The organism is Pseudomonas sp. Hp2, assembly GCF_006386585.1.
Classification (GTDB): domain Bacteria; phylum Pseudomonadota; class Gammaproteobacteria; order Xanthomonadales; family Xanthomonadaceae; genus Pseudomonas_S; species Pseudomonas_S boreopolis.
Genome location: NZ_VAHJ01000003.1, coordinates 658,259 through 684,433, shown reverse-complemented (window position 1 = coordinate 684,433; position 26,175 = coordinate 658,259). Strand labels below are relative to the sequence as shown.

The following is a 26,175-nucleotide window of genomic DNA, read 5'->3' as shown; positions in this document are numbered from 1 at the left end:
GCGGGGGCGGGGGACGGGGGCGAAGCTCCTCGCGATATCCAACCGCGCGAGGCTTCGCCCGTACCCTCATCCGCTCCTTCGGAGCACCTTCTCACCAAGGGAGAAGGAAGGCTTCACCTGGCTTCGCGCTCGACCCAGCGAGCGCGCCTTCATCCTTGGGAGAGGGACGAGGTTTTCCGCGCCGCGGCGATCCGCGCGCAGCACGCCACCGCCGCGAACAGGCTGGACGGATCGGCCAGGCCCTTGCCGGCCAGGTCGAGCGCGGTGCCGTGGTCGACCGCCACGCGCGGGTACGGCAGGCCCAGGGTGATGTTCACGGCCTGCTCGAAGCCGCTGTACTTGAGCACCGGCAGGCCCTGGTCGTGGTACATCGCCAGTACCGCGTCGAAGCCCTTGAGCTTGCCCGGCAGGAACGCGGTGTCGGCCGGCAGCGGTCCGACCAGGTGCATGCCCTGGCCGCGCAGCGCGGCCAGCACCGGCTCGATCACCTCGATCTCCTCGCGGCCCATGTGCCCGCTCTCGCCGGCATGCGGATTGAGCCCGAGCACGGCGATGGTCGGCCGGGCGATGCCGAAGTCCTCGCGCATCGCCGCGTGGACGATGCGCAGCACCCGTTCGAGCAGCGCGCCGTCGATCGCATCGGGCACCGCACGCAGCGGCAGGTGGGTGGTCGCCAGCGCGACCCGCACGATGTCGTTAGCCAGCATCATCACCACGTCGGTGCCGGCGCGATGCGCCAGGTGCTCGGTGGTGCCGGTGTAGGCGATGCCGGCGGCGTTGATGCTCGCCTTGTGGGTGGGGCCGGTGACGATGCCGTCCAGTTCGCCGCGCAGGCAGGCATCGGAGGCGGCATCCAGCGCCGCGATCACCGCCGGGGCGTTGCGCGGGTCGGTGCCGCCGAAGGTGTTGGGCACGGCATTGCGGATCGCGCGCAGGGGCAGGTCGCCGGGGGCGGCGGCCGGTTCCGTTTCCGGGAGCAGGCGCAGCGGCAGCGACAGCGCCTCGGCGGCGGCCAGCAAGGTGTCGGGATCGGCGAAGGCGAGCAGCCGGCAGTCGGGGCGCGCCTGCTGCGCCAGGCGGACGCACAGTTCCGGGCCGACGCCGGCGGGCTCGCCCGGGACCAGTGCGAGCGCCGGCTTCATGCCCGCGCCTCAGTTCTTCGGCTGGGCCGGGGCGGGTTCGGTCGTGGCCGGGGTCGCGGTGGCGTCGGCATCGGCGCGGTCGCCGGTGCGGAAGCTCACGTAGGCCTCGCCGCGCATCTCCTGCAGGAAGCGGTTGTATTCCTCTTCCAGCTTGCGGCGGCCGATGGTCTCGCGGATCTGGGCACGCTGGTTCTGGGTCGTGACGTCGGTCTGGCGGGTGCCGACGCGCTGCACGATGTGCCAGCCGGCGTCGGTGCGGAACGGCTGGGAGACCTGGCCGTCGGCGATGCCCGCGACCTGCTGGCCGAAGGCCGGGCCGAACGCATCCACCGGGAACCAGCCCAGGTCGCCGCCCTGGCCGCGGCTGTTGGTGTCCTCGGAGGACTCGCGGGCCACCGCCTGGAAGTCCGCGCCGCCCTCGATGCGCGCGCGCAGCGTCTCGATCTTGGCCTTGGCGGCCGCGTCGTCCTGGCTCTCGTTGACCCGGATCAGGATGTGGCGGGCGTGGTACTCGGTGACCAGCTGCTGGCCGGCCGCGGAGGCGTCGCGCACCTCGACCAGCTTGAGCAGCTGGAAGCCGCTCGGGCCGCGCAGCGGACCGACCACCTGGCCGGGCTTCATGTCGTGGATCAACTGGGCGAACGCATTGGGGATCTCGTCCAGGCTGCGCCAGCCGAGGTCGCCGCCTTCCAGCGCGTTGGGGCTGTCGGAGTAGCGCACCGCGGCGGCGGAGAAGTCCAGCTCGCCCTTGTCGATCAGGTTCTTCACGCCGTCGGCCTTCTTCTGGCCGGTGGCGATCTGCTCGGCGGTGGCGCCGTCGGGCAGGGCGACCAGGATGTGCGCCAGGTGGTACTGGCTGCCGCTGTTGGCCTGCTGGGCGAGCGCGGCGTCCACTTCGCCCTCGCTGACGCTGATGCGGCTCTGCGCGAAGCTCTGGCGCAGGCGCTGCACGGTGATCTCGTCGCGCACCGAGCTGCGGAAGTCGCCATAGGAAATGCCGTCGGCGGCCAGCTTCTGGCGCAGGCCGTTGACGTCGGTGCCGTTCTGCTGGGCAATGCCGGCGATGGCGCGATTGAGCTCCTCGTCGCCGACGCGGATGCCGCTGCTTTCGGCGCGGGCCACCTGCAGCTTCACCAGGACCAGGCGCTCGAGCACCTGCCGTTGCAGCACGTCGTCGGGCGGCAGCTGGTCGGCGTGGCCGGCGTACTGCGCCTTGACGTTGCGCACGGCGCGGTCGAGCTCGCTCTGCAGCACCACGTCCTCGTCCACGATCGCGGCGATGCGGTCCAGGGGCTGGGTCTGCTGTGCCGAGGCGGCCAGCGGGAGCACGCCGGAAACGGCCAGCACGGAACCAAGAAGGAATCCGCGCACATGGACGTGCGCTGCCCTTGCGAGGGACTCGCGACGAAAGAATCCGCGCACATGGACGTGCGCTGCCCTTGCGAGGGACTCGCGACGAAAGAATCCGCGCACATGGACGTGCGCTGCTCTTGCGAGGGACTCGCAACGGAAAAGAGCGGAGAAGGGCTTGATCATGGAATCTCGTTCGGATCGTAAGCGTCCGGATCGGTCGTGGTATTGCTGGGCGGTACCAGGTACAGGTCGTCGCGGTAATAACCGAGAATAGCACGCCGCAAAGTGCGGTCCGTGTCCTGGCCGATCGAGCTCAGGCCCTTCAGCACGAATTCAAGTTGGAACGAGTTGTCCAGCTCGCCCTCGCGGTTGCGCACGTAGCGGCGCACCAGCGCCCGCACCGCCAGGCAGCAGCTGTCCCACTGCACGCCGCCGATGATTTCCAGCGGCTTGCGGTCCAGCAGCGAGTAGTAGTAGCGGCCGACCACGCTCCAGGTCGGGTTGATCGGGTACAGGAAGGAGAAGTCCGCCTGCTTGAGCTGGTCGGTACCGTCGTTGGTGTTGCGGCGGTAGCGGTAGGCCAGGTTGATGATGCCGTCGTCCTTGAGCAGGTAGCGCGTGCGGAAGCTGGCCAGGTCCTCGCGCCGGTAGTCCGGGTTCCACTGGTAGGTGGCGCCCAGGCTCCAGCGGTCGTTGATCATGTAGGCCGCATCGGTGACCCAGGCCGACTTGCCCTTGTTCACCGCCGGCTCGGCGCCGCTGCCGAGCGAGACCCGCGAGTCCTCGAAGTACAGGATCTGGCCGGCGCTCAGCGACAGCTTCTCCTGGCCGTCGGACTGGCGCAGCCAGCGCGAGGTCACCGCCAGGGTCAGCTGGTTGGCGTCGTTCTGGCGGTCCGCGCCGGTATAGCGGCTGTCGCGGAACAGCTGGCCCCAGCTGAAGGTGAACGCGCGCGTGTCGAACAGCGGCAGGTCGCTCTGGTCGCGGTACGGCGCATAGAGGTAGTAGATGCGCGGCTCGAGCGTGTTGAGGTAGCTGTCGCCGAACAGGTGGGTCTCGCGGTCGAAGTAGAGGCCGGCGTCCAGCGAGGCGATCGGCAGGCTGCGGGTCGGGCTGCGGTTGCCGTTGAGCTGGTCGGCCAGACCCTTGCTCAGCTCGTAGGCGGTGTAGCGCCAGGCCAGCGTCGGAGTGATGTACCAGGCCGCGCCGGACAGCGGGAACGAGACGTAGGGCTTCAGGTCCAGGCGCGAGCCGTCGTAGTAGCGCTGGTTGATCGTGTTGGTGCGGTAGTACTCGCCCGTCGGATCCTGCGCGACGGCATACGAATCGTCGTGGGTGAAATGCACCGCCTCGGCGTAGATGCCGGCCTCGAACCAGTGCGCGAACGGCTTGTCCCAGTTGAAGAAGAGCCGCGGCTGGCGGTTGTAGGCCAGCGCCCTCTCGTCCAGCGTGTAGTCGGTGAGCTGCCAGCGGTCGGCCATGATGCCGGCATTCCAGTTTTCGCCGGTGCCGTAGACGCCGATCGTGCTCTGGATGCTCGACGCGGAGGACAGCCCGTTCAGGCGGCTGGTGAAGTCCTCCATGTAGCGGGTGTCGCTGACCCAGCGCAGGCTGGAGCGCGCCTGCCAGTGCGAGTCGATGTTGTGGTAGCCGTCGAAGCTGAAGCTGCCGCGGTCCTTGTCGCGCAGGTCGTCGTTGGGCATGTAGGTGGCGGTCGCCGTGCCCTTGCCGCCGTCGTACAGGTAGCGGAACTCGTTGCCGAGCATCCAGCCGCGCTTGCTCATGTAGCGCGGGTACAGGGTGTCGTCGTAGTTCGGCGCCAGGTTCAGGTAGATCGGCTGGGTGTAGTCGAAGCCGTTGCGCCCGGACATGCCCAGCTCCGGGTACAGCAGGCCGGTCTGGCGGCGGTCGTCGATCGGGAACTTGAACCACGGCATGTACATCACCGGGACCTTGCCGATCTGCAGCACCGCGTTGCGGGCGGTACCGAACCCCTCCTCGTTGTCCACGTCGATCTCGGGCGCGCGCACGCGCCAGATCGGCTGCGACGGGTCGCAGGTGGTGTAGGTGGAGCGGTGCATCTGCCCGACCGCGCCCTGGATGTCCACCGAACGGGCCACGCCGTTGCCGCGCCGGTCCACCAACTGGTACCTGATGTTGCTGATCTTGTGGGTATCGGAGTCCTGGTTGCCCTCGGCGCGGTCGGCGACCATCCGGATCGACGAGTCCTGGTAGCGGACGTGGCCGTCGGCCACGTAGTTGCCGCTCTCGGTGTCGAAGCGCAGGTTGTCCGCGTGCAGGTACTGGTCGCCGCGGTTAAGGGTGACGTTGCCGCTGTACTCGGGCACGACGTTGGTGCCGGAGAGCTGGTCGCCCTCGATGTCGGTCGGCTGCTGGGTGCGGTCCTGGGCGGCCTGCTGCGGGGTCGCCGCCGGCACGTTCTCGAAACCCGGCAGCGGTTCCGTGATCGGGCACAGCCCCCAGTTCAGGGGCTTTTCGGCCGCCATCGCCGGCAGGCTGATGGCGATGCTCAGGGGCAGGGGCAGCAGGCGGAGAGCTCGGCGCACGCGGTCGGATCGGGGTGAAAACGGCGGTTAGCTTGCCCGATGGGCTGCATGGGGGCAATGAAGACGCGGTCGCGCGGGGGGAGGAGATTCAGGCCTGGCGCGGCCTTGGACGGCCGCGCGGCTAGCGCAGCGCGGCCACGTGCGCGACGCTGCTCTCGCGCAGGGCCTCCAGGTCGTAGCCGCCTTCCAGCATCGAGACCACCCGCCCGCCGGCGTGGCGGTCGGCGATGCCGCGCAGTGCCGCGGTGAGCCAGCCGAAGTCGTCGGCCTCCAGCATCAGGTCGGCCTGGGGATCGCGCATGTGCGCGTCGAAGCCGGCGGAGATCATCAGCAGCTGCGGCCGGAACGCGCCGATCAGCGGCAGCATCTGGTCGGCCCACAGGTTGCGGAACCGGAACCCGCCGCTGCCGGGCGGCAGCAGGGCGTTGTGGACGTTGCCGACCCCGCGCTCGTAGACCCCGCCGGAATAGGGGTACAGCCCGGACTGGTGGCTGCTCAGGTACTGCACGCGCGGGTCGCGTTCGAAGATCGCCTGGGTGCCGTTTCCATGGTGCACGTCGAAGTCGACGATGGTGATGCGCTCCAGGCCATGGCCGTCGCGGGCATGCGCGGCGGCCACGGCGATGTTGTTGAACAGGCAGAAGCCCATCGAGGCCTGCCCGGTGGCATGGTGGCCGGGCGGGCGGACCGCGCAGAACGCGGTGGTGGCCTGGCCGTTCATCACCGCGTCCACCGCCGCGACCCCGGCGCCGGCGGCGCGCAGGGCGGCCAGGTACGAACCGGGCGACATCGCCGTGTCGACGTCGAGCATCCGGTGGCCTTCGAAGCGCGGTTCCAGGATGGCGTCGATCTGTTCGCGCTCGTGCACCCGGGCCAGGTCGCCGAGCTTGGCCAGGGGCGCCTCGCGCCATTCCAGGTCCGGGAAGGCGGCGCGCAGCGCCGTGGCGACCTCGTGCAGGCGGGCCGGGCGTTCGGGGTGGTCGGGGCCCGGGTCGTGGTCGAGGCAGGCCGGATGGGTGAAGACGAGCATGGGGCGAATATACGGGCTTGTCGGGGCTCCGGCCCTCGCTGGCTTCGGCCGGCCGGCGGCCCGTGGGGCGCCGAGGGCCGGGCATCCTCCCGCGGCGGGCGGCGTCAGCGGCGGTCGTGGCGCCAGAGCACCTCGCCTTCGCCGGCGTCGCGGGCGAGCACGCGGGCCAGGACGAACAGCAGGTCGGACAGGCGGTTGAGGTAGCCGAGCGCCTCGGCCCGCACCGGCTCCTGGCGCGACAGCGCCACCGTCTCGCGTTCGGCGCGCCGGACGATGGTGCGCGCCAGGTGGCAGCGCGCGGCGGCCTCGCCGCCGGCGGGCAGGATGAACTCCTTCAACGGCGGCAGGCCGTCGTTCAAGGCGTCCAGCTGCCGTTCGAGCGCTTCGATGTCCGCCGCCTGCATCGCGGCATGGCCGGGAATGCACAGCTCGCCGCCGAGGTCGAACAACCGGTGCTGGATCGCGGTGAGCATGCCGCGGACCTCGGCGCTGATGCCGGGCGCGGCCAGCAGCAGGCCGATCGCCGAGTTGGCCTCGTCCACGGTGCCATAGGCGCAGACCCGCAGCGCGTCCTTGCCGGTGCGGCTGCCGTCGCCGAGCCCGGTGCTGCCGTCGTCGCCGGTGCGGGTGTAGATCCGGGAAAGCCGGTGGCCCATCGCCGCCTCAGTGGGCCAGCGGGCGCTGCAGGGCGCGATGGCCGAAGCGTTCCGAAGCCCACTGCACGGCGGCGGCGATCCCCACGTACAGGGCGGACGTGCCCAGGTAGGGCAGGAACCAGTCGGCGTAGTTCCGCGCCCAGCCGGCGATGCTCGGCGCGGGCACGCTGGCGCTGGTCCAGTAGAAGCTGGCCTGCGCGATCAGGTGGCACAGCGCGACCGAGGCCACCAGCGCGCCGGCGGCGCGGCCGAGTGCCGGCAGGCCGGCGCCGCGATAGCGCCCGCGCAGCCAGGCGCCGCCGGCCCACAGCGCGAAATAGGCCGGGACCAGCGCGATGTAGCCCGGCGAGACGCAGTAGTGCCGCCAGAAATCGATGCCCTGGCCGCGGATCACCGCCCAGTCGATCGCCACCGCCAGCGCCATCAGCAAGGGGAACGCCCAGCGCACCTGCCGGCGCAGCTGGAATCCGGCGACGAAGAACAGGGCCCACGACGCGTCCGGCACCGGGGCGAAGTGGTTGATGCGGGTGGCGAGCATCAGGCCGGCGAGCACGGCCAGGTGCACGAGGGAGCGGCGGGACTCGTTCATTGCGGGGCGATTGGAAACCGGGCGAAGGCTGATCTTAGAGCGTGTCATGCCCTTTGGGGGGGAATGCGCGGGCCGCCGGCGGTGCGGAGCCTGCGCGGCGCCCCGCGCCGGTGGCCGGGACCGGACCGCTTTATCATGGTGGGATGGAACCCACACACGATGTATTGATCGTCGGCGGTGGCCTGGTCGGCGCCAGCCTGGCGATCGCCCTGGACCGGATCGGCGTGGACGCCGGCCTGGTCGAGGCCGCTCCGCCGGGCGAACTGCCGGCGGTGTTCGACCAGCGCAACCTCAGCTTCGCCGCGGCCACGGTCAATGCGTTGACCTCGCTCGGGGTGATGGCCAGGCTGCGCGCGCCGACCGGGCCGATCCGGCGCATCCACGTCAGCCGCGCCGGGGACTTCGGCCGGGTTCGGCTCGATGCCGCCGACTACGGTCGCGACAGCTTCGGCCAGGTGGTGGTGGCGCGCGATTTCGGCGAGGCGCTGGAAGCGCGCCTGGGCGAGCTCTCGCACCTGACCCGCTACCGTCCGGCGCGTTTCATCGGCCTGGACGCGGCCGAGGACGGCCATCGCACGGTCCGCATCGCCGATGCGGACGGCGAGCGACGGGTGCGCGCGCGGCTGGTGGTCGGGGCCGACGGCACCCGCAGCGCGGTGCGCGAGCTGCTGCACATCGGCACCGACGAGCACGACTATTTCCAGACCCTGTTCGTGGCGCGCGTGCGCGCCGCACGCCAGCCCGACGGCACCGCCTGGGAGCGCTTCGGCGAGCACGGCCCGACCGCGCTGCTGCCGCGCGGCGACCGCCATTACGGCGTGGTGCACGGCGTGGCGCGCGAGCAGGCCGCCGCGGTGGCCGCGCTCGACGAGGCGGGTTGGCTGGCGCGCCTGCAGCAGGCCATCGGCTGGCGCGCCGGACGGCTGCTCGCCAGCGGCGAGCGCAGCGCCTATCCCTTGGTGCAGGTGCTGGCCAAATCGCTGGTCGCCGAGCGCGTGGTGCTGCTCGGCAACGCCGCGCAGACGATCCATCCGGTCGGCGCGCAAGGCTTCAACCTCGGCCTGCGCGATGCGCTGACCCTGGCCGAACTGATCGAACGCGACCGCGGCGACGCCGGCGCGTCCGGGCTGCTGTCGGCCTACGTCGCGCGCCGGACGCCGGATCGCGAGCAGACCATCGGCTTCTCCGGCGGGCTGGCGCGATTGACGTCCAATCCGGCGCCGCTGCTGCGGCCGCTGCGCAGCGCCGGCCTGCTGGCCGCATCGCAGGTGGCCGGGCTGCAGGCGCTGATGGTGGGCGGCGCGATGGGCTTCCGCGGCGAAGTGCCGCAGCTGTGCCGGAGCGCGTCGTGAACCGGCGCGGCGGACTGGACGCGGTGATCGCCGGGGGCGGCGTGGTCGGCGCCGCCTGCGCGCTGGCGCTGGCCGAGGCGGGCCTGGACGTGGCCCTGGTCGAGGGCCGCGAACCGCCGCGCTGGAGCGCGGAGCGCCCGGACCTGCGCGTGTACGCATTCGCCCAGGACAACGCCGCGCTGCTCGATGCGCTGGGCGTGTGGCCGCAGGTGCGCGCGGCGCGCGTGCAGCCGTACCGGCGGATGCGGGTCTGGGATGCCGGCGGCGGTGGCGAGCTCGGTTTCGACGCCGACGCGTTCGGGCGCGAGCAGCTCGGCTGGATCGTCGAGAACGACCTGCTGGTGGACCGGCTGTGGGCCGCGTTGCCGGCCGCGGGCGTGCGCCTGCACTGCCCGGCGCGGCTGGAGGCGATCGAGCAGGACGAGCGCGGCGTGAGGGTCAGGCTGGACGACGGCAGCCGCATCGATGCGGCGATGGCGATCGCCGCCGACGGGGCCGAGTCCACGCTGCGCGCGCTGGCCGGCCTGGACGTCGCGCGCCACGACTACGGCCAGCGCGGCGTGGTCTGCTTCGTCGAGACCGAGCGCCCGCACGAGGACACCGCCTGGCAGCGGTTCCTGGCCACCGGGCCGCTGGCGTTCCTGCCGTTCGCGCGGGGGCGCAGCTCGATCGTCTGGACCTTGCCGGACGCCGAGGCCGAGCGCGTGCTGGCGCTGGACGAGGCCGCGTTCGAACGCGAACTGGGCAACGCGTTCGCCGCGCGGTTGGGCAAGGTGCGGCTGGCGTCGCGGCGCGTGGCCTTCCCGCTGCGCCGCCAGCTCGCCGCCGACTATGTGGCCGGCCGCGTGCTGGTGCTGGGCGACGCCGCGCACGTGGTGCACCCGCTGGCCGGGCAGGGCGTCAATCTCGGCCTGCGCGACGTGGCCGCGCTGCGTGCGCTGGTACGCGAGGCGGCGGGCCGGCGCGCGGACTGGAGCGCCCCGCACCGGTTGCGGCGCTGGGCGCGCAACCGCCGCAGCGACAACACCGTGGCGGCCTACGGCTTCGACGCGATCAACACGCTGTTCTCCAACGACGAGCTGCACCTGACCCTGCTGCGCGGGCTGGCGCTAGGCGCGGCCGGGCGCATGCCGCCGGTGGTCGACATGCTGTGGCGCGGCGCGGCGGGGTTGCAGCGTTGACGCGTGCGGCCGGCGCGGCCGGCCTTGACGCGGTATGAATGGCGCGCAGGCGCAAATGCGCGGATGTCATCGACTCGGGAGGGCTGGACGATGCAGGACGTTTTTTCGCGACGGGATTTCATGCGCGGCGCATTGCTGGCGGGCGCCGCGACCGCCTTGCCGGGCGGCGCGTTCGCGGCCACGCCGCGCAAGCCGCTGGGCGTGGCGCTGGTGGGCCTGGGCGGCTACAGCGCGGGCCGGCTCGCGCCCGGGCTGCAGCTGACCCGCTACTGCCGCCTGGCCGGGGTGGTCAGCGGCACGCCGGCCAAGATCGAGGACTGGCAGCGCCGCTACCGCATCCCGGACCGCAACTGCTACAGCTACGACGACTTCGCGCGCATCGCCGACAACCCGGACATCGACGTGGTCTACGTGGTGCTGCCCAACCACCTGCACGCCAAGTACAGCATCGCCGCCGCCGAGGCCGGCAAGCACGTGTGGTGCGAGAAACCGATGGCGATGAACGCCGCCGAGGCGCAGCGGATGATCGATGCCGCGCGCGCCAACAAGGTGCAGCTGGCCATCGGCTACCGCATGCAGCACGAGCCCAATACCCGCCGCCTCATCGGATTCGCCGAGAGCGCGCCGTACGGGGCGATCCGGCAGGTGCGCGCCGAGGCCGGCTTCAACGGTTTCGACGGCGCCGACCGGAGCAACTGGCGCCTGGACCCGGCGCGCGGTGGCGGCGCGATGTACGACATGGGCGTCTACTCGCTCAACGGCGCGCGCTACGCGGTCGGCCGCGAGCCGGTGGCGGTGAGCGCCAGGCACGAGGTCGCGCGCCCGCAGATCTTCCAGGGCGTGGACGAGACCACGCGCTTCACCCTCGAATTCCCGGACGGCGTGGTCGCGCAGTGCGCCACCAGCTTCGGCCAGAACATGAACCTGCTGCGCGTGGACTGCGAGCGCGGCTGGTACGAACTGTCGCCGTTCCAGTCCTACGACGGCATCCGCGGCCGCACCAGCGACGGCAAGCCGTTCGACGCGAAGGTGCAGCACCAGCAGGCGCTGCAGATGGACGAGGACGCGCTGGCGATCATCCAGGGCAAGCCGCCGCGCGTGCCGGGCGAGGAAGGCCTGGCCGACATGCGCGTGGTCGACGCGATCTTCGCCTCGGCGCGCGACGGCGGCCGGCGGATCGCCCTGGGTTAAGCGCCGCTGCACCGCCTGGCCTTGCCCGGCTCCCGCGCCAGCGGGAGTCCCTGGCCGCCGTCGTCGCGAGGGGCTCTCGTCGTCGTTGCCTTCGCGCGGGCGACGGGGAACGCGACGGGATTCAGCCCATCCATCCCTTCAGGTCGGCCTTGCTGAGGCGGCCCCGGTGGTGGACGTCCACGGCGTCGAACTCGGCGCTGAGGGTGGGGTCGGCCTTGGCTTCCTTGCGGTCGATGTAGCCGTCGTGGTTGCGATCGAGCTTGTCGAAGTCGATGCGGTACTGGCCGACCACCGAGTCGGGCTCGACCGAATTGACCTGTACCGGTTGGCCGTCGACCTGCAGGTGGGCCGTTCCGGTGACCTGGCCGTCTTGCGCCCAGGCCGCCAGCGGGGCCAGGGCGAGGGCGAGCGAGGCAGCCAAAGCGCGTGGGGCGATGTTCATGGCGTACTCCTCTTGGTTGGGAGCTGTACGCTAGGCCCGCCTCGATTAATGGCGACGAAAAAAATCCGGCCGGAAACGGCGGCGGGAAACTCCGTTTAGCACGGCGTTCGCGATGTGGTGGATTCGCTAAGCCCGCGGCCGCCCGCCTGGGTGCGCAGCGCCGGGAACGACGCCGGTCGCGGACGGCGCCGTTCCGGCGGGGCGCAAGGCCGCCTGCCTACTTCAGCCAGCCGGCCAGTTGTTCGCGGCCCAGCTTGCCGCGGCGGGCGGTGTCGAGCGAGTCGAACTCGTCGGCCAGCGCAGGATTGGCCTGCGCTTCCTCGCGGCTGATGAACCCGTCGCCGTCGGTGTCCAGCGCGGCGAAGTCGATCTTGTAGTCGCCCACCACGCTGTTGGGCTGGATCGTGCGCACCGTCACCGGCGCTTCGCCGACCGGCATGGCGAGATGGGCCTGGTGGGTGACCTCGCCGTCGGCGAGGGGCTCGCTGCGCACGTTGACCGGCACGTCGCGCAACGGTTCGCTGACGGCGCTGTCCTTGGGGACCGTCCCGTAGGTCTGCGCGCCGGCGAGGCCGCTGGCGAACAGGGCGCACAGCGCGATGGCGTGGATGGAGCGGGCGAGTGTCATGGAACCCCCTGTAGCGTTGGAACGCGGGCTACCTTACCCACGCCGCGCTGAACCGGCGTGATGGGGCGCGGGCCGTGCCCACGGCGGTTCCTGCGGCCGCTTCCCGCGGCCGGCTAGCCCGGGATGAACGGGAACACGATCTTCAGCAGTCCCTTCAGGCCGCCTTCGGCGGTGCTGGCGACGGCCTTGGCGCCGAGGCTGTTGAGCGCGCGCCGCACGTCGTCCCAGCGCAGTTGCTTGATGTCCTTCTTCAGCAGGTCGGCGACCTCCTCGGCGGCGGGGGCGAGTTTCTTCAGTTCGCGCACCGTCGCCTCCGGGTCGGGCTGCAGGTAGCCCCAGCGCTCGGCGATCTTCAGCAACGTGTCGAAGCGCACCGCGACGACCTCGCGGTTGCGCTCGTACACCGGCAGCGCGCCGACCTCGAGGATCGCCTGCTCGAAGCGCTGCGCGTCGTCCGGGTGCTCGATCCGCACCGCCAGGAAGCCTTCCTTGCGGCTGCGCTCGCTGACGTGCTTGGCGCCCGAGCGCAGGTTGTCCTCGGTCAGCACGCTGGCGACGATCCGGCGCAGCGCCGCATCGTTCTCCTCCGGCACCAGCGCGCGCCAGCGCGCGTAGCCGTCGCGGCGCAGCGCCTTGACCTTGGCCGGGGTGACGCGCAATTGCATCGCCACGGCGGCGTTGGAGTCGCTGCGCGAGATCGCGCCGTCGCGCTCGAGCAGCACGAAGATCAGCAGCTCCAGGTCGCGCTTGGTCAGCGACTGGAAACCCTGCAGCAGGGTCAGCCGCAGGAATTCGTTGGCGAACCCGGCCGGGTCCTTGAGCTCGATGGGTTGCATGACCGCCCCTCCTCATTCCTCCGCGGAACAGGCGCAGGATGCCATGCCGCGGTTGCGCGCCCTGAGACGGGCGCCGCATCGCGGGCGGATCGCCTCAGAACGCGCCCTTGCGGCCGGTTTCGCGGCCGGGCACCTCGCTCAGGAAGGTCTCGATCGCGCCGCGGTCCTGCAGGGTGACGTAGACCTGCCGGCCGTCCTTGCCGCCGAAGGCCAGGTTGGTCGGCTTGCTGCCCTTGAGCTTGACGGTGCGCAGCAGCTTGCCCTGCGGCGAGACCACCACCACCGCGCCCGCGTCGTAGCGGGCGATGTAGAGGTTGCCGTCGCGATCGCAGCGCATGCCGTCCAGGCCGGCGTCCGGGAACTCGATCAGCAGGCGCTTGTTGGAGGGCTTGCCGCCGCGGTCGAGGTCGTAGACCCAGACCTTGCGCTGCACGCTCTCGTTCACGTACAGGCGGTCGCCGCGCGGGGAGACTTCGATGCCGTTGGTGGTGCCCATCCCGGTCTCGAGCAGCTCGGCATGGCCTTCGCGGTCGATCCGCCAGATCTGGCCGGTGCCGGTGGACCAGTCCGGGTCGCTGGCGTACAGGGTGCCGTCCGGCGCGCGCGCCAGGTCGTTGGGCTGGTGCATGCGCGCATCGGCGGCGAAGGTCGAGACCTGGCGGGTGTCCGGGTCCACGGCCAGCACGCGGTGGCCGGTGTAGTCGGCCACGTACAGCACGCCGTGTTCGCCGAAGCGCAGGCCGTTGCCGGTGCTGCCCTCCGGCAGGCGCACGAACAGCTCGGCCTGGCCGGTGCCGTCGGGCCGTGCCGTCACCCGGCCGATGGTGCCATCGCCGCCGAACGCGACCGCGTACAGGCGGCCGTCCGGGCCCACCGCCGGGCCTTCCACGCCCTTGCCGAACACGCCGTCGGGCACGTAGTCGCTGGCCACGTAGACGGTCGGCAGGCGCGCCTGGCGATTGTTGGCAGCGGGTGCGACGGTGCTGGCGGCCAGCAGCACGACCGCCAGCGCGGTGCGGAGCGGGGACGGGGCGGAGCGGGTCATGGCGGGGTTCCGGTCAGGGGGAGGCCAAGGCGGCGACCGTGATCTCCTCGCGGTCGTGGTAGAGCTGCTTGGCGCGCACCTGCAACGGCCTTCCGGCCTGCCGGCGGAACAGTTCCAGGCACAGCATGGTCTCGTCCCAGCGCTTCTTCATCGGCAGCTTGAGGTTGAAGATCGCATGCCGGCACCAGCCCTCGCTGAACCAGGTGGCCATCCGCTCGGCCACCCGTCGGGGCTGTTCGACCATGTCGCAGACCATCCAGTCCAGCGGGCGTTCCGGTTTCCAGTGGAAGCCGTCGGCGCGCAGGTGCTCGACCAGGCCGGTATCGAGCACGTGCTGGCGCAGCGGGCCGTTGTCGACGCTGGTGACGTGCAGGTGCTCGCGGGCCAGCACCCAGGTCCAGCCGCCGGGCGCGGCGCCGAGGTCGGCCGCGCGCATGCCCGGCTTCATCCGCGCCTGGCGTTCCTCGGGCGAGAGCAGGGCGATCAGCGCCTCCTCCAGCTTCAGGGCCGAGCGCGAGGGCGCGTCCGGCAGCAGCTTCAGGCGCGGGATGCCGAGCGGCCACGGCGCGCTGTCGCGCGGATCGGCGGCGGCGAGGAACAGGTGGTCGCCCTGCACGAAGCACACGTGCAGGCGCGGCAGCCGCGCCTGGGGCTGGTCGGCGAGCAGCCCGGCCTTGCGCAGCGCCGGCCGCAGCGCGTTGCCGAAGCTGCGCGCCAGGCCCGCCAGCGGCTTGCCGGCATCCGAATCCGGGTGTTCCACCCACAGGTCGCCGAAGCGTGGGGCGCCCTGCAGCGCGGCCACGATCGGCGCGATGCGGTCCTTCGGGTCCACGCCGCGCAGCTCGGCCAGCAGGTGCAGCTTCTGGCGGGCGAAGATCAACTCGCGCCAGGGCAGGCGCGCGGCCAGCCCTTCGCTGTCCTCGCAGGCGAACATCACGTAGCCGTCGTTGCGTTGCGCGCGCGCGTAGCCGGCGAATCCCGCCTCGGCGGCGCGCGCGGTCAGCTCCGCGGCCAGTTCGGGCTCGAAGCCCTGCCGGCAGTAGCACAACAGTCCGTTCATTTCATTGCGCCTCCTCGGCGGCGGGGAGGCGGTTGCGTGGTCCCTTCGGTGCGCCGTTCCCGCGCAGGCGGGAATCCAAGGCCGCCGCCTTCGAGGGACCAGCGCCCCCGGATTCCCGCTTGCGCGGGAACGGCAGCGACGGCGACAGGGCGGGATGGTGCGTGGAATGCCGCATCGGGCGGTCAGTAGCGATCGCCACCGCTTTCCCCGTAGGCGCGCAGCACGGCGCGGGCGTCGTCGCGCAGCAGGTCGCGCACGACCTCGATGCCGCGCTTGTTCAGTTCGCCGATCCAGTCCGCCGGCAGCGGGCCTTCGTCGAAGGCGGTCAACTCCATCACGTCCTCGGCGCGAGCGCCGATCAACAGCCGGTCGATGCCGGCCCAGACCGTGGCGCCGTAGCACTGGCAGCACGGCTGCGAGGAGGTGGCGAGCGTGACCGGCTTGAGCATCTCGTTGAGCCGGTGGGTCTGCAGGCGCTGCTGGGCCAGCATGTAGGCCATGTTCTCGGCATGCGCGAGCGAGGTGGCGTGCGGCACCACGCGGTTCACCCCGACCGCGACGATGCGGTCGTCAGGGCCGAACACCGCCGCGCCGAACGGCCCGCCGCTGCGGTGTTCGATGTTCCGCCGCGACAGCTCGATCGCCAGGGCCACCTTCGATGCGTCGCCGGGATAGGCGAGGGTGGTGTCGACGTGTTCGTGGACCCAGGCGGGCAGGGTGAGGTGGACTTGCGCGTACAGCATCAGCGGACCGGTTCGGGGGTGTCGAGGGGGCGGCGCAGTGTATCGGCACCGCCGTCCTTTGCGGTGCATTGGCCGGACACGCACTGGCAGCCGCTGATCTCGCGGAAGCCGCACACGCTCATCCGGCCGCTGGCGCGGCATTGCGCCATCACGCCCTCCGGGTCGGTGGGACTGGTGGCGTTCACGCACGCCGGGTAGGCGCCGCAACAGTTGCCGACGTTCTTGACCGTGCAGTCGGCGTCGGTGCGGCAGGTGGTGTCGATCTTGGCCGGCGCGGCCGCCGGGGCGGTGGCCTGCGATTGCGAGGCGGGGGCGGCGCAGGCCGCCAACAGCAGGAGCAGGGCGGGCAGCAGGCGTTTCATCGCGGGCTCCGGGGTCGGGAGGGCTCGAATATAGCCATTCTCGCCGGAGCCGCCCGTCGTCGGCGCCTACGCGGCGGGCGCCCGGCGCCGCTCCACGTGCACGGAGGCGCACCACAGCACGCCGCCGAGCAGGCAGGCGATGGCGAGCGCTTCCAGCGCGCTCGGCAGGCGCCGTTCCCAGGCGAAGCCGTACAGCAGCGCGAACACGGTCTCGAACACGATCATCTGCCCGACCAGGGTCAGCGGCAGCAGCCGGCTGGCGCGGTTCCAGCAGGCGTTGCCCAGCACCGAGGCGAATATCGCCAGCAGCAGGCCGATGCCCCAGAAGCGGGCCCAGTCGGCCGGCAGGTGCCCGGCGCGGTCGAGCGCGAACGCCGGCACGGCCAGCAGCAGCGACAGCGCGCCGGTGACCACGCCGGTCAGCAGCGACCAGTCGCCGCTGGACAGGTCGGGCCGGCGCGACAGCCAGCGCGCATTGGAGACCGAGTACGCCGACCACGACGACAGCGCGCCGAACGCGCAGGCCAGGCCGATCGCGCGCTGGGCCAGGCTGCCGGCGCCCCGGGCTTCCCCGTGCAGCGCCTCGAAGGCGACCAGCGCGACCCCGGCCACGCCGAGCGCGGAGGGAGCGGCCAGCCGCGACAGCGCCACCGCGCCGGCCGCGCGCGAGCCGACCACGGTCACCACCACCGGCAGCAGGCCGATGATCAGCGAGGTCGCCGCGCCGCCGGCCCATTGCACCGCGGTGCCGAGCATCACGTAGTAGACGAGGTTGCCGAGCAGGCTCAGGCGCACCAGCGCCCACCATTCGGCGCCGCCGAGGGCGCCGCGCAGGCGCCGCCAGCGCGGCGCGAGCACGCAGGCGGCGACCAGGCCGTAGGCGAGATAGCGGGATACGGACAGTTGCAGCGGGGAGAAGTCGTGCAGCAGTTGCGGCGCGAGGAACACGAGCCCCCACAGGGCGCCGGCGATGACGCCGTTGCTGACTCCGCCGATCAATCGTTCACGCATGGCGCCTGGTCCTCCTTGGGAGAGGGAGCATGCCGGGAAGGCCGGGGGAATGATTGACCCAGGCTCTTGCGCGGCGTTCAGGCGGGCGATCGGCGATGTGGGAAGCGCCGTCGCGCTGGCTTGCACGGGTTACGGATACGGCGGGCCGTGTGGGAGGGACTTCGGTCCCGGCGGGCTTTCCCGATGTTGCTCGGGCAGCCGTGGTTTCCTTCTCGCACTTTTGGGGTGAAGACGTGCGGCTTGCGAGCCATTGGCTCGCGCATGATCACGAGCAGCGGCAGCGACAGCGACAGCAGCAGCGGTCAAGGCGAAAACCGAAGTAAAAACAGCAGCCGCGGAAATCTTTCCACCGTCGTCCCCGCGAAGGCGGGGACCCAGCGCCTCCGCTTTCCCCCGAACGAAAGCCATCGGTCCCCATCTGGCGCGGGGACGCCGATCATGGCGCCGCCAGCGGCTCGGCGGGCTTTCCCGCAACGCGATGCAATCGCCGGTAGGCGGCCGGGGTCAGGCCGGTCTCGCGGCGCAGGGCGCGGGTCAGTGCGGTCTGGTCGGACCAGCCGTTGTCCAGGGCGAGTTGCGCGATCGGGCGATCGCTGCCGGCCAGTTGCGCGCAGGCGCGTTGCAGGCGCAACGCGGACAGCCATTGCTGCGGGCTGCGGTCGAACTCGCGGCGGAACAAGGCATGCAGCCTGCTCTCGCTCAGCCCGGCGTGGCGCGCCATGCGCTCGACCGGCCAGGCTTCGCCGGGGGCGGCGGCGAGGGCGTCGCACAACGCCTGCAGGCGGCGCAGCGGCGCCGGGTCGCTGCCGAGCGCGTGCAGCAGCTGCGGCAGGCAGTGCCGGACCAGCGGCAGGGGAACCTCGTCGCGCTCGCGGCATTGGCGATCGACGAAGCCGGCCAGCGCGCGCAGGCGTGGCGTCATCGCCACGAACGGCCGCTGCTGCAGCTGCTGCATGCGCGCCTCGCCGAAGCTGCCGAGGTCGCATTCGACGAGCAGGAAGCGGTTGTCGCCGTCGGCGCCCTGGTCGTGCTCGGTCCCGGGCGCGACCACGACGGCGTGCCCGGCATCCACCAGGCCGCCGCGCCCGCCGACCTCGATCTCCAGCGTGCCGCGCAACGGCAACACCACCTGCACGTGCGCGTGGTGGTGGAGATGGCCGTCGCGGCCGTAGCGGCGCAATTGCAGGGCGCCGGTCATCGCGCCGCCTGCCGTGCGCCGCCGCGCCTGGCGGAACCGGTCGGCCAGGCGCGGGAGGCCATCACTTGGCCCAGGCGTCGCGCAGCGTGACGCTGCGGTTGAACACCGGACGGGCCGCGCCGTGGTCGCGGCGGTCGGCGACGAAGTAGCCCAGCCGCTCGAACTGGAACGACTGCTCCGGCGCCGCCTGTGCCGCGGCCGGCTCGACATAGCCGGCGACGATGCGCTTGGACTCGGGGTTGAGGTGGTCGCGGTAGGTCTTGCCCTCGGACTCGTCGTCCGGCTTCTCGACCGAGAACAGGCGGTCGTACAGGCGGATCTCCGCTTCGACCGCGTGCCGCGCGCTGACCCAGTGGATGGTGCCCTTGACCTTGCGGTTGGCGCCTTCCATGCCCGGGCGCGATTCCGGGTCCAGCCAGCCGCGCAGCTCGACGATCTCGCCGGCCGCGTTCTTGACCACCTCGTCCACGCGCACGATGCCGGCGCCGCGCAGGCGGACCTCGCCGCCCGGCACCAGCCGCTTCCAGCCCTTCGGCGGCACCTCGGCGAAATCCTCGCGCTCGATCCACAGCTCGCGCGAGAACGGCACGCTGCGCTCGCCCTGGGTCTCGTCCTTGGGATGGTTGGAGAAGGTCAGCGTTTCCTCGTGGCCTTCCGGCAGGTTGGCGAGCACCAGCTTGAGGGGGTCGATCACCGCCAGCCGGCGCTGCGCGTGCGCGTCCAGGTCCTCGCGCAGGCAGCCTTCCAGCACGGAGAAGTCGATCACCGAGTTCTGCTTGGAGATGCCGACGCGATCGACGAACAGGCGCATCGCCGCCGGCGTGTAGCCGCGCCGGCGCAGGCCCTGCAGCGTGTACATGCGCGGGTCGTCCCAGCCCTCGACCAGGCCTTCTTCGACCAGCGCGGTGAGCTTGCGCTTGCTCATCACCGTGTAGTTGATGTTCAGGCGCGAGAACTCGATCTGGCGCGGCTTGGCCGCCTCGTTCGGCAGCCCCTTGGCGGCCAGCGGCGCCAGCAGCTCGGGGTGTCCGGCCAGGTCGACGTTGTCCACGCACCAGTCGTACAGCGGGCGGTGGTCCTCGAACTCCAGCGTGCACAGCGAGTGGGTGATGCCTTCGATGGCATCGCCCAGCGAATGCGCGAAGTCGTACATCGGGTAGATCGGCCAGGCGTTGCCGGTGTTCTGGTGCTCGACGTGCTTGATCCGGTACAGCGCCGGGTCGCGCAGGTTGATGTTGCCGCTGGCCATGTCGATCTTGGCGCGCAGGGTGCGCGCGCCGTCGGGGAACTCGCCCGCGCGCATGCGCCGGAACAGGTCGAGGTTCTCCTCGACGCTGCGGTCGCGCCACGGCGAATTGCGGCCCGGTTCGGTCAGCGTGCCGCGATACTCGCGCACCTGCTCGGCAGTGAGGTCGCAGACGAAGGCCTTGCCGTCCTCGATGAGCTTCTCGGCGGCCAGGTAGTACACCTCGAAGTAGTCCGAGGCGTGGCGCAGGCTGGCCCAGTCGAAGCCCAGCCAGCGCACGTCGTCCTGGATCGCGGCGACGAACTCGGGGTCTTCCTTGGCCGGGTTGGTGTCGTCCAGGCGCAGGTTGCAGGTGCCGCCGAACTCGGCCGCGACGCCGAAGTCCAGGCAGATCGCCTTGGCGTGGCCGATGTGCAGGTAGCCGTTCGGCTCGGGCGGAAAGCGGGTCTTGATCGTGGCGTGCTTGCCGCTGGCCAGGTCCTCGCGGACGATCTGGCGGATGAAGTCCTTCTTTTCGGGAAGGGCGTCGGCGGCGGGTGCGGGGGTGGGCGTGCTGGACATGCCGGGGCTGGATGCAGAAAGACGCGCAGTTTATCGCGCCGGGGCGCCCGGCGTATTCTGGCCGGCAAGCCGCGAGGAGCTCCGCCATGCAGGTCGCCTACCGTGCCGACAACCTGTTCGACGCCCATCTGGTGAAACATGCGCTGGAGGACGCCGGGATCATGGCCTTCGTGTTTGGCGAATCCCTGCTCGGTGCCGGCGGCGACCTGCCGCTGTTCGGCGTGCTGCGGGTATGCGTGCCGGACGAGGCGCTGGAGCAGGCGCAGGACGTGGTGCTGGCGCTGGGCCTGGACGGGCAGGCCCAGCGCGCGCTGTAGCCTGTGGGCGCGCTTTTGTGGGAGCGGCTGAAGCCGCTCCCACAAAAGCGGATGGCCCGGCGCGCCTCGGCCGCTGCCAATGCGCGCAGCCGCCTGAACAGCGCCACGGTCCCGGCGGGCGGCGCGATCACCGGCAGGAAGCCGGCCGGATCGGCGCGCGCCGTTCCAACCGTGCATGGCCATCCGGCACGGCGCAGGCCGGCCCTGCTTGAAAGCCGGGCCGGCCGGTCCCATGCAGCGGAAGTCCCCCCCTCGCCGGAGCATCGCCATGCTGGGAGCCCGCCAGTTCAAGCAACGCCTGCCACGCGCCGACGAGGCGCTTCCCGGACGCGCCGCGCCGCTGCCGCTGCACAACGTGCATTTCGTCAACGGCCATCCGTTGCGGGCGGATTTCGCCGGCCTGGAGACGCTGGACGTCGGCATGGGTTGTTTCTGGGGCGCCGAGCGCAAGTTCTGGCAACTGCCGGGCGTGTACGCCACCGCGGTCGGCTACCAGGGCGGCTTGACGCCTAATCCCACCTACGAGGAAGTCTGCTCCGGCATGACCGGGCACGCCGAGGTCGTGCGGGTGGTGTTCGATCCCGCCCAGGTCTCGCGCGACACGGTGCTGCGCACGTTCTGGGAGAACCACGATCCCACGCAGGGCATGCGCCAGGGCAACGACACCGGCACCCAGTACCGCTCGGCGATCTACTGCCACGACGAGGACCAGTTCGAGTCCGCGCTCGCCAGCCGCGACGCCTACCAGCAGCGCCTGCACGAGGCCGGCTACGGCCAGATCACCACCGAGATCGCCTATCCGGCGGGACCGTTCTACTACGCCGAGGATTACCACCAGCAGTACCTGGCGAAGAACCCGGCCGGCTACTGCGGCCTGGGCGGTACCGGGGTGAGCTGCCCGATCGGGCTGGAGGCCTGAGCCTTCTTTGCTGAGGGGACCGCGCAGGGGCTGCGTACTGCGCGGGTCGTTCCGCGCAAGTCGCTGGGTCCCCGCCTGCGCGGGGACGACGGCCGAAGGTTTTCGGAGCAAGCCACCTTGCCGATGAAGCCATGCTTCCATCGTCGTCCCCGCGCAGGCGGGGACCCAGCGACTTGCTTCCTTATTTCCGGCGGCGATCGCCCGTAGGCGCGACGCAAGCCGCGATGACCCCCGATGGCGGTGGGGCGTCGCGGCCTGTGCCGTCCTGCGGCCGTGGCCCGGGCTCAGCCCGCCAGCTTGCCGCGGATCGTCGCGCGCAGCGCCTGCAGGTCCTTGGCGAAGGTATCGATGCCGCTGGCCAGCTTCTCGGTCGCCATCGGGTCCGCGGCCAGGTCGGCGGCGAAGCGGGCCGCGTCGATCGGCGTGGTCGCCGCGCCGTCGGCCGGCTGCGGCGACAGCTTGCGCGGCAGCTCGCCGTGGTCGGCGTCGAGCTTTTCCAGCAGGTCCGGCGAGATGGTCAGGCGGTCGCAGCCGGCCAGCGCCTCGATCTGCGCGGTCGAGCGGAACGAGGCGCCCATCACCACGGTCTTGGAGCCGCGCTTCTTGAACTCGGCATAGACGCCGCGCACGAACTTCACGCCCGGGTCCTCGTCGATGCTGGCCGGGGCCTGGCCGTTGGCGACGTACCAGTCGAGGATGCGGCCGACGAACGGCGAGATCAGGAACACCCCCGCTTCCGAACAGGCCAGCGCCTGGGTCTGGTTGAAGATCAGGGTCAGGTTGCAGTCGATGCCTTCGGCCTGCAGCTGGCGCGCGGCCTCCACGCCTTCCCAGGTCGCGGCGACCTTGATCAGGATCTTGTCCTTGGGCACGCCGCGCTCGGCGTACATCTGGATGAACTTGCGCGCCTTGGCGACCGTGGCGGCGGTGTCGTGGGCCAGGTCGGCGTCGACTTCGGTGGAGACGCGGCCGGGCACCAGTTCGGCCAGCATCGTGCCGACGCCGATGGTCAGGCGGTCGGCGACCTCGTTGACGACGGCGTCGCCGCCGCCGGACTGCTGCCGGCCCCAGGCCAGTTCGCGCTCGATCAGCTCGGCGTACACCGGCAGGTCCAGCGCCTTCTTCACCAGCGTCGGGTTGGTGGTGCAGTCCACCGGCTTGAGGCGCTTGATCGCCTCGTAGTCGCCGGTGTCGGCGACGACCACCGACAGTTCGCGCAGTTGGGCCAGTTTGGAAGGTTGCGAAGCGGTCATTTCGGTCTCTCGTTTCGGTTCGGGACGGATGGTGCGAGCGGGACGCTACGGTAGCGCGCTCAGCGATGGAAGTCGCCCGCCGCCTCGGGCTGGTAGTGGATGGCGGTCACGCGCAGGCGCAGCTTGCGGCCTTGCGGCGTCTCCCAGTCGATGCACTGGCCCAGCGACAGGCCGAGCAGGGCGCTGCCGACCGGTGCCAGCACCGAGACGCGGTGGCGCTCGACGTCGGCCTCGTTCGGGTAGACCAGGGTGAGGGTATGCGTGTCGCCCTGCAGTTCGTCCTGGCATTCCACGCGCGAATGCATGGTGACGACGTCGGCGGGCATCTGTTCGGGCGCGACGATGCGGGCGCGGCCCAGTTCCTCGGAGAGCGCGATCGCGGCGGGGTGCCGGCTCAGCGCGGGGGATTCGAGCATCGCCTCGAGGCGGGCGAGATCGCGGGAGGAAATGGTGATGGAAGGCGGCAGGCCGCTGCTGTGCTGCGATTGGACCATGGGATTCTCCTTGGAGGACGGACAAGCAAAAGGCGACCGGAAGGCCGCCCGCGCCTATTGTCGGAAGAATCGCCGCCGGATGCGACCTCGGGCGCGGGGCCGTTCAGGCCGCCTCGATGCTGCGCGGCGCCGCATGCGGGGCCGGGGCCAGCGTCAACAGCTCGTCCGGCAGCTGCCTGAACAGGCCGGCCAGGCTTTCCAGGAACGCGGACATCGCCGAGCTGCGCCGCCAGACCATTGCGATGCGCCGGCTCGGCTGCTTGTCGGCGCGGAAGTCGAGCAGGCGGATGCTGTCCGAGCGCGCCACCGGCGGCTTCACCGCGAGCATCGGCAGCAGGGTGATGCCGACGTTGGCGGCGACCATCTGCCGCAGCGTCTCCAGGCTGGTGGCCTGGAACTCGGATTTCTCCAGCGCCCCGGCCAGGTGGCACACGTCCAGTGCCTGTTCGCGCAGGCAATGGCCGTCCTCGAGCAGCAGCAGGCGCTGCTCGGAAAGCTCGTCCAGGGTCAGGTCCTGCTTCTGCGCCAGCGGGTGGCCTTCCGGCACCGCCAGCACGAACGGCTCCTCGAACAGGAACTCGGCGTGCAGCTGGTCGTCGTGCAGCGGCAGCGCCAGCAGCGCGGCGTCCAGCTTGCCCTCGCGCAGCTGGCGCAGCAGCTGGTCGCTCTTTTCCTCGACCAGCAGCAGTTCCAGTTGCGGAAAGCGCTGGCGGATGCGCGGCACCATGTGCGGCAGCAGGTACGGGCCGAGCGTGGGGAAGATGCCCAGCCGCACCGTGCCGGCTTCCGGGTCCTGGCTGCGGCGCGCCGCTTCCTTCATCTGCTCGACCTCGGCCACGATGCCGCGCGCGCGGTTGGCGGCCTCGCGCCCGGCCGGGGTCAGCATCACCTTGCGCGGCGCGCGCTCGACCAACGGCACGCCCAGCTCGTCCTCCAGCTTCTTGATCTGGGTGGACAGGGTGGGCTGGCTGACGAAGCAGGCCGCCGCGGCGCGGCCGAAATGCTTGTGGTCGGCCAGGGCCACCAGGTATTTCAGATCGCGCAGGTTCATGGACTACGGGCCTCGCTGAAACAGGGGACGATTGCAGCGGCGTTCGCACCAGCTTACGCCCCTCCGCGCGGAGGGGCGCAACCGGGCTCAGGCGGCCTCGGCGACGGCGCCGCTGCTCTTCGGCGCGGTGCTGCGGATCAGGTGGTCGAAGGCGCTCAGCGCGGCGGTGGCGCCGGCGCCCATCGCGATCACGATCTGCTTGTACGGCACCGTGGTGGCGTCGCCGGCGGCGAACACGCCCGGCAGGCTGGTCTGGCCGCGGTCGTCGATGACGATCTCCCCGCGCGCCGACAGTTCCACCGTGCCCTTGAGCCACTCGGTGTTGGGCAGCAGGCCGATCTGCACGAACACGCCCTCCAGCTCGACGCGGTGGCTGTCGCCGCCGGCGCGGTCCTTGTAGACCAGGCCGGTGACCTTGCTGCCGTCGCCCAGCACCTCGGTGGTCTGCGCGCTGGTGATGATCTTCACGTTGGACAGGCTGCGGAGCTTGCGCTGCAGCACCTCGTCGGCGCGCAGCTGCGCGTCGAACTCGATCAGGGTGACGTGCGAGACGATGCCGGCCAGGTCGATCGCGGCCTCCACGCCGGAGTTGCCGCCGCCGATCACCGCCACGCGCTTGCCCTTGAACAGCGGGCCGTCGCAGTGCGGGCAGTAGGCCACGCCCTTGTTGCGGTACTCGTTCTCGCCCGGCACGTTCATCTGCCGCCAGCGCGCGCCGGTGGACAGGATCACGGTCCTGGACTTCAGCGAGGCGCCGTTCTCGAGCTTGACCTCGATCAGGCCGTCGGCGCCGGCCGGCACCAGCTGCTCGGCGCGCAGCAGGTTCATCACGTCCACGTCGTAGGCGCGCACGTGCTGTTCCAGCGCCGCGGCCATCTTCGGGCCCTCGGTCTCCGGCACCGAGATGAAGTTCTCGATCGCCATCGTGTCCAGCACCTGGCCGCCGAAGCGCTCGGCCGCCACGCCGGTGCGGATGCCCTTGCGCGCGGCGTACACCGCCGCCGCCGCGCCGGCCGGGCCGCCGCCGACCACCAGCACGTCGAACGGCGCCTTCCCGGCGATCTTCTTCGCGTTGCGGTCGGCCGCGCCGGTGTCGAGCTTGGCGACGATCTGCTCCAGGGTCATGCGGCCCTGGTCGAACAGCTTGCCGTTGAGGTAGACGGTCGGCACCGACATGATCTCGCGCGCCTCGACCTCCTCCTGGAACAGCGCGCCGTCGATCGCCTCGTGCTTGATGTTCGGGTTCAGCACCGCGGCCAGGTTCAGAGCCTGCACCACGTCCGGGCAGTTCTGGCAGGACAGCGAGAAGTAGGTTTCGAACCGGTACTCGCCCTGCAGGTTCTTCACCTGCTCCAGCAGCTCGGGCGCGGCCTTGGAGGGATGCCCGCCGACCTGCAGCAGCGCCAGCACCAGCGAGGTGAACTCGTGGCCCATCGGCAGGCCGGCGAAGCGCAGCTTGATGTCCTGCCCGGGCGAGGTCAGGCCGAACGACGGCTTGCGCTCGGCGTCGTCGCGCCAGACGTCCACGGTGATCTTGTCCGACAGTTCCTTCAGCTCGTTGAGCAGCTCGAGCATTTCCTGGGACTTGGCGCCGTCGTCGACGGAAGCGTCGATTTGGATCGGGCGGGTGACCTTCTCCAGGTAGGCCTTGAGCTGGGTCTTGAGATTGGCGTCCAACATGGAGAACTCCTGATGGCGGGTAAGTGGGGAAGGGCACCGGCACGCGGCTGCGCCGTGCTCCTGCGGGGGCTCGCAGGGAAGAAGGATCCGCGCGCATGGACGCGCGCCGCCCTGCGATGGACTCGCGAAGAAGCGCTTGGCGCCGCCGTGGGGGCGGGTCGCCGGTCGATGATGGAAGGGGGTGAACCGCAGCCGGCGCACGGAAGGCGCGGCGGCCGCACCGGCTCCGGTTCACCCCCGGTCCCGCGGCTGCGGGACCGGGAGCGCG

25 protein-coding genes are annotated in these 26,175 nt (G+C 71.2%); 5 read left to right on the top strand and 20 right to left on the bottom strand.

Features of this window, described 5'->3' with window-relative positions:
- Positions 1–149: 149 nt before the first annotated feature.
- The 6 genes from pdxA to FD678_RS12560 all read right to left on the bottom strand — a co-directional run bounded on the left by pdxA (position 150) and on the right by FD678_RS12560 (position 7,337).
- Entirely contained in the window at positions 150–1,142 is a 993-nt protein-coding gene (pdxA, locus tag FD678_RS12585) for a 4-hydroxythreonine-4-phosphate dehydrogenase PdxA (protein WP_140723853.1), read from the bottom strand.
- 9 nt (positions 1,143–1,151) lie between these two features.
- Positions 1,152–2,489, bottom strand: coding sequence for a peptidylprolyl isomerase (locus tag FD678_RS12580; RefSeq protein ID WP_218569674.1), 1,338 nt, complete (start codon positions 2,487–2,489; stop codon positions 1,152–1,154).
- 185 nt (positions 2,490–2,674) lie between these two features.
- The gene (lptD, locus tag FD678_RS12575) at positions 2,675–5,062 is read right to left on the bottom strand and encodes an LPS-assembly protein LptD (RefSeq protein WP_140723849.1); all 2,388 of its coding nucleotides are present in this window, start codon (positions 5,060–5,062) and stop codon (positions 2,675–2,677) included.
- Between the two features lie 121 nt (positions 5,063–5,183).
- The gene (locus FD678_RS12570) at positions 5,184–6,092 is read right to left on the bottom strand and encodes a histone deacetylase family protein (protein ID WP_140723847.1); all 909 of its coding nucleotides are present in this window, start codon (positions 6,090–6,092) and stop codon (positions 5,184–5,186) included.
- Between the two features lie 104 nt (positions 6,093–6,196).
- Positions 6,197–6,748 (bottom strand): cob(I)yrinic acid a,c-diamide adenosyltransferase, encoded by a 552-nt coding sequence (locus tag FD678_RS12565; protein WP_140723845.1) that lies wholly within the window; start codon positions 6,746–6,748, stop codon positions 6,197–6,199.
- Positions 6,749–6,755: 7 nt separating this feature from the next.
- On the bottom strand, positions 6,756–7,337 hold the full coding sequence (locus tag FD678_RS12560) for a hypothetical protein (RefSeq protein WP_140723843.1): 582 nt from the start codon (positions 7,335–7,337) through the stop codon (positions 6,756–6,758).
- Between the two features lie 143 nt (positions 7,338–7,480).
- Here FD678_RS12560 and ubiH point away from each other — a divergent pair, with 143 nt between their 5' ends.
- The 3 genes from ubiH to FD678_RS12545 all read left to right on the top strand — a co-directional run bounded on the left by ubiH (position 7,481) and on the right by FD678_RS12545 (position 11,061).
- Positions 7,481–8,689, top strand: a complete 1,209-nt coding sequence (gene ubiH / locus FD678_RS12555; protein ID WP_140723839.1) for a 2-octaprenyl-6-methoxyphenyl hydroxylase — start codon at positions 7,481–7,483, stop codon at positions 8,687–8,689.
- Positions 8,686–9,870, top strand: a complete 1,185-nt coding sequence (locus FD678_RS12550; RefSeq protein WP_140723836.1) for a UbiH/UbiF family hydroxylase — start codon at positions 8,686–8,688, stop codon at positions 9,868–9,870. Before ubiH ends, FD678_RS12550 begins: the two co-directional genes overlap by 4 nt.
- Before the next feature lie 90 nt (positions 9,871–9,960).
- Entirely contained in the window at positions 9,961–11,061 is a 1,101-nt protein-coding gene (locus FD678_RS12545; protein WP_140724251.1) for a Gfo/Idh/MocA family protein, read from the top strand.
- A 121-nt stretch (positions 11,062–11,182) separates the two neighbouring features.
- Here FD678_RS12545 and FD678_RS12540 read toward each other — a convergent pair whose 3' ends face one another.
- The 10 genes from FD678_RS12540 to FD678_RS12495 all read right to left on the bottom strand — a co-directional run bounded on the left by FD678_RS12540 (position 11,183) and on the right by FD678_RS12495 (position 20,193).
- Positions 11,183–11,503, bottom strand: a complete 321-nt coding sequence (locus tag FD678_RS12540) for a hypothetical protein (RefSeq protein WP_140723833.1) — start codon at positions 11,501–11,503, stop codon at positions 11,183–11,185.
- Positions 11,504–11,720: 217 nt separating this feature from the next.
- Complete coding sequence (locus tag FD678_RS12535; RefSeq protein ID WP_140723829.1) at positions 11,721–12,131, bottom strand: EF-hand domain-containing protein; 411 nt, start codon at positions 12,129–12,131, stop codon at positions 11,721–11,723.
- A gap of 113 nt (positions 12,132–12,244) precedes the next feature.
- On the bottom strand, positions 12,245–12,967 hold the full coding sequence (locus FD678_RS12530; RefSeq protein WP_140723826.1) for a hypothetical protein: 723 nt from the start codon (positions 12,965–12,967) through the stop codon (positions 12,245–12,247).
- Between the two features lie 94 nt (positions 12,968–13,061).
- Positions 13,062–14,012: an SMP-30/gluconolactonase/LRE family protein gene (locus tag FD678_RS12525; protein WP_140723823.1), complete on the bottom strand. Its 951-nt coding sequence runs from the start codon at positions 14,010–14,012 to the stop codon at positions 13,062–13,064.
- A gap of 13 nt (positions 14,013–14,025) precedes the next feature.
- Positions 14,026–15,072, bottom strand: a complete 1,047-nt coding sequence (gene rlmM / locus FD678_RS12520) for a 23S rRNA (cytidine(2498)-2'-O)-methyltransferase RlmM (RefSeq protein ID WP_140723819.1) — start codon at positions 15,070–15,072, stop codon at positions 14,026–14,028.
- A 182-nt stretch (positions 15,073–15,254) separates the two neighbouring features.
- The gene (locus FD678_RS12515) at positions 15,255–15,815 is read right to left on the bottom strand and encodes a nucleoside deaminase (protein ID WP_140723816.1); all 561 of its coding nucleotides are present in this window, start codon (positions 15,813–15,815) and stop codon (positions 15,255–15,257) included.
- Positions 15,815–16,177 (bottom strand): hypothetical protein, encoded by a 363-nt coding sequence (locus FD678_RS12510; RefSeq protein ID WP_140723813.1) that lies wholly within the window; start codon positions 16,175–16,177, stop codon positions 15,815–15,817. The genes FD678_RS12515 and FD678_RS12510 overlap by 1 nt, the downstream gene beginning before the upstream one ends.
- A gap of 66 nt (positions 16,178–16,243) precedes the next feature.
- Positions 16,244–17,188 carry a DMT family transporter gene (locus FD678_RS12505; protein WP_140723810.1) on the bottom strand — a complete coding sequence of 315 codons (945 nt, stop codon included), beginning with the start codon at positions 17,186–17,188 and terminating at the stop codon, positions 16,244–16,246.
- A 436-nt stretch (positions 17,189–17,624) separates the two neighbouring features.
- The gene (locus FD678_RS12500; protein ID WP_140723807.1) at positions 17,625–18,386 is read right to left on the bottom strand and encodes a helix-turn-helix transcriptional regulator; all 762 of its coding nucleotides are present in this window, start codon (positions 18,384–18,386) and stop codon (positions 17,625–17,627) included.
- 61 nt (positions 18,387–18,447) lie between these two features.
- Complete coding sequence (locus tag FD678_RS12495) at positions 18,448–20,193, bottom strand: glutamine--tRNA ligase/YqeY domain fusion protein (RefSeq protein WP_140723803.1); 1,746 nt, start codon at positions 20,191–20,193, stop codon at positions 18,448–18,450.
- Positions 20,194–20,279: 86 nt separating this feature from the next.
- Here FD678_RS12495 and FD678_RS12490 point away from each other — a divergent pair, with 86 nt between their 5' ends.
- Both FD678_RS12490 and msrA read left to right on the top strand, forming a co-directional pair.
- Positions 20,280–20,510: a putative signal transducing protein gene (locus FD678_RS12490; RefSeq protein ID WP_140723800.1), complete on the top strand. Its 231-nt coding sequence runs from the start codon at positions 20,280–20,282 to the stop codon at positions 20,508–20,510.
- A gap of 268 nt (positions 20,511–20,778) precedes the next feature.
- Positions 20,779–21,429, top strand: coding sequence for a peptide-methionine (S)-S-oxide reductase MsrA (gene msrA, locus FD678_RS12485; RefSeq protein ID WP_140723797.1), 651 nt, complete (start codon positions 20,779–20,781; stop codon positions 21,427–21,429).
- Between the two features lie 284 nt (positions 21,430–21,713).
- Here msrA and FD678_RS12480 read toward each other — a convergent pair whose 3' ends face one another.
- From FD678_RS12480 to ahpF, 4 genes are all read right to left on the bottom strand, one after another.
- Positions 21,714–22,682, bottom strand: a complete 969-nt coding sequence (locus FD678_RS12480) for a transaldolase (protein WP_140723794.1) — start codon at positions 22,680–22,682, stop codon at positions 21,714–21,716.
- Positions 22,683–22,741: 59 nt separating this feature from the next.
- On the bottom strand, positions 22,742–23,176 hold the full coding sequence (gene rnk / locus FD678_RS12475) for a nucleoside diphosphate kinase regulator (protein ID WP_140723791.1): 435 nt from the start codon (positions 23,174–23,176) through the stop codon (positions 22,742–22,744).
- A gap of 103 nt (positions 23,177–23,279) precedes the next feature.
- Entirely contained in the window at positions 23,280–24,227 is a 948-nt protein-coding gene (gene oxyR, locus FD678_RS12470; RefSeq protein ID WP_140723788.1) for a DNA-binding transcriptional regulator OxyR, read from the bottom strand.
- An 87-nt stretch (positions 24,228–24,314) separates the two neighbouring features.
- Positions 24,315–25,907 carry an alkyl hydroperoxide reductase subunit F gene (gene ahpF, locus FD678_RS12465; protein ID WP_140723785.1) on the bottom strand — a complete coding sequence of 531 codons (1,593 nt, stop codon included), beginning with the start codon at positions 25,905–25,907 and terminating at the stop codon, positions 24,315–24,317.
- Positions 25,908–26,175 lie beyond the last annotated feature (268 nt).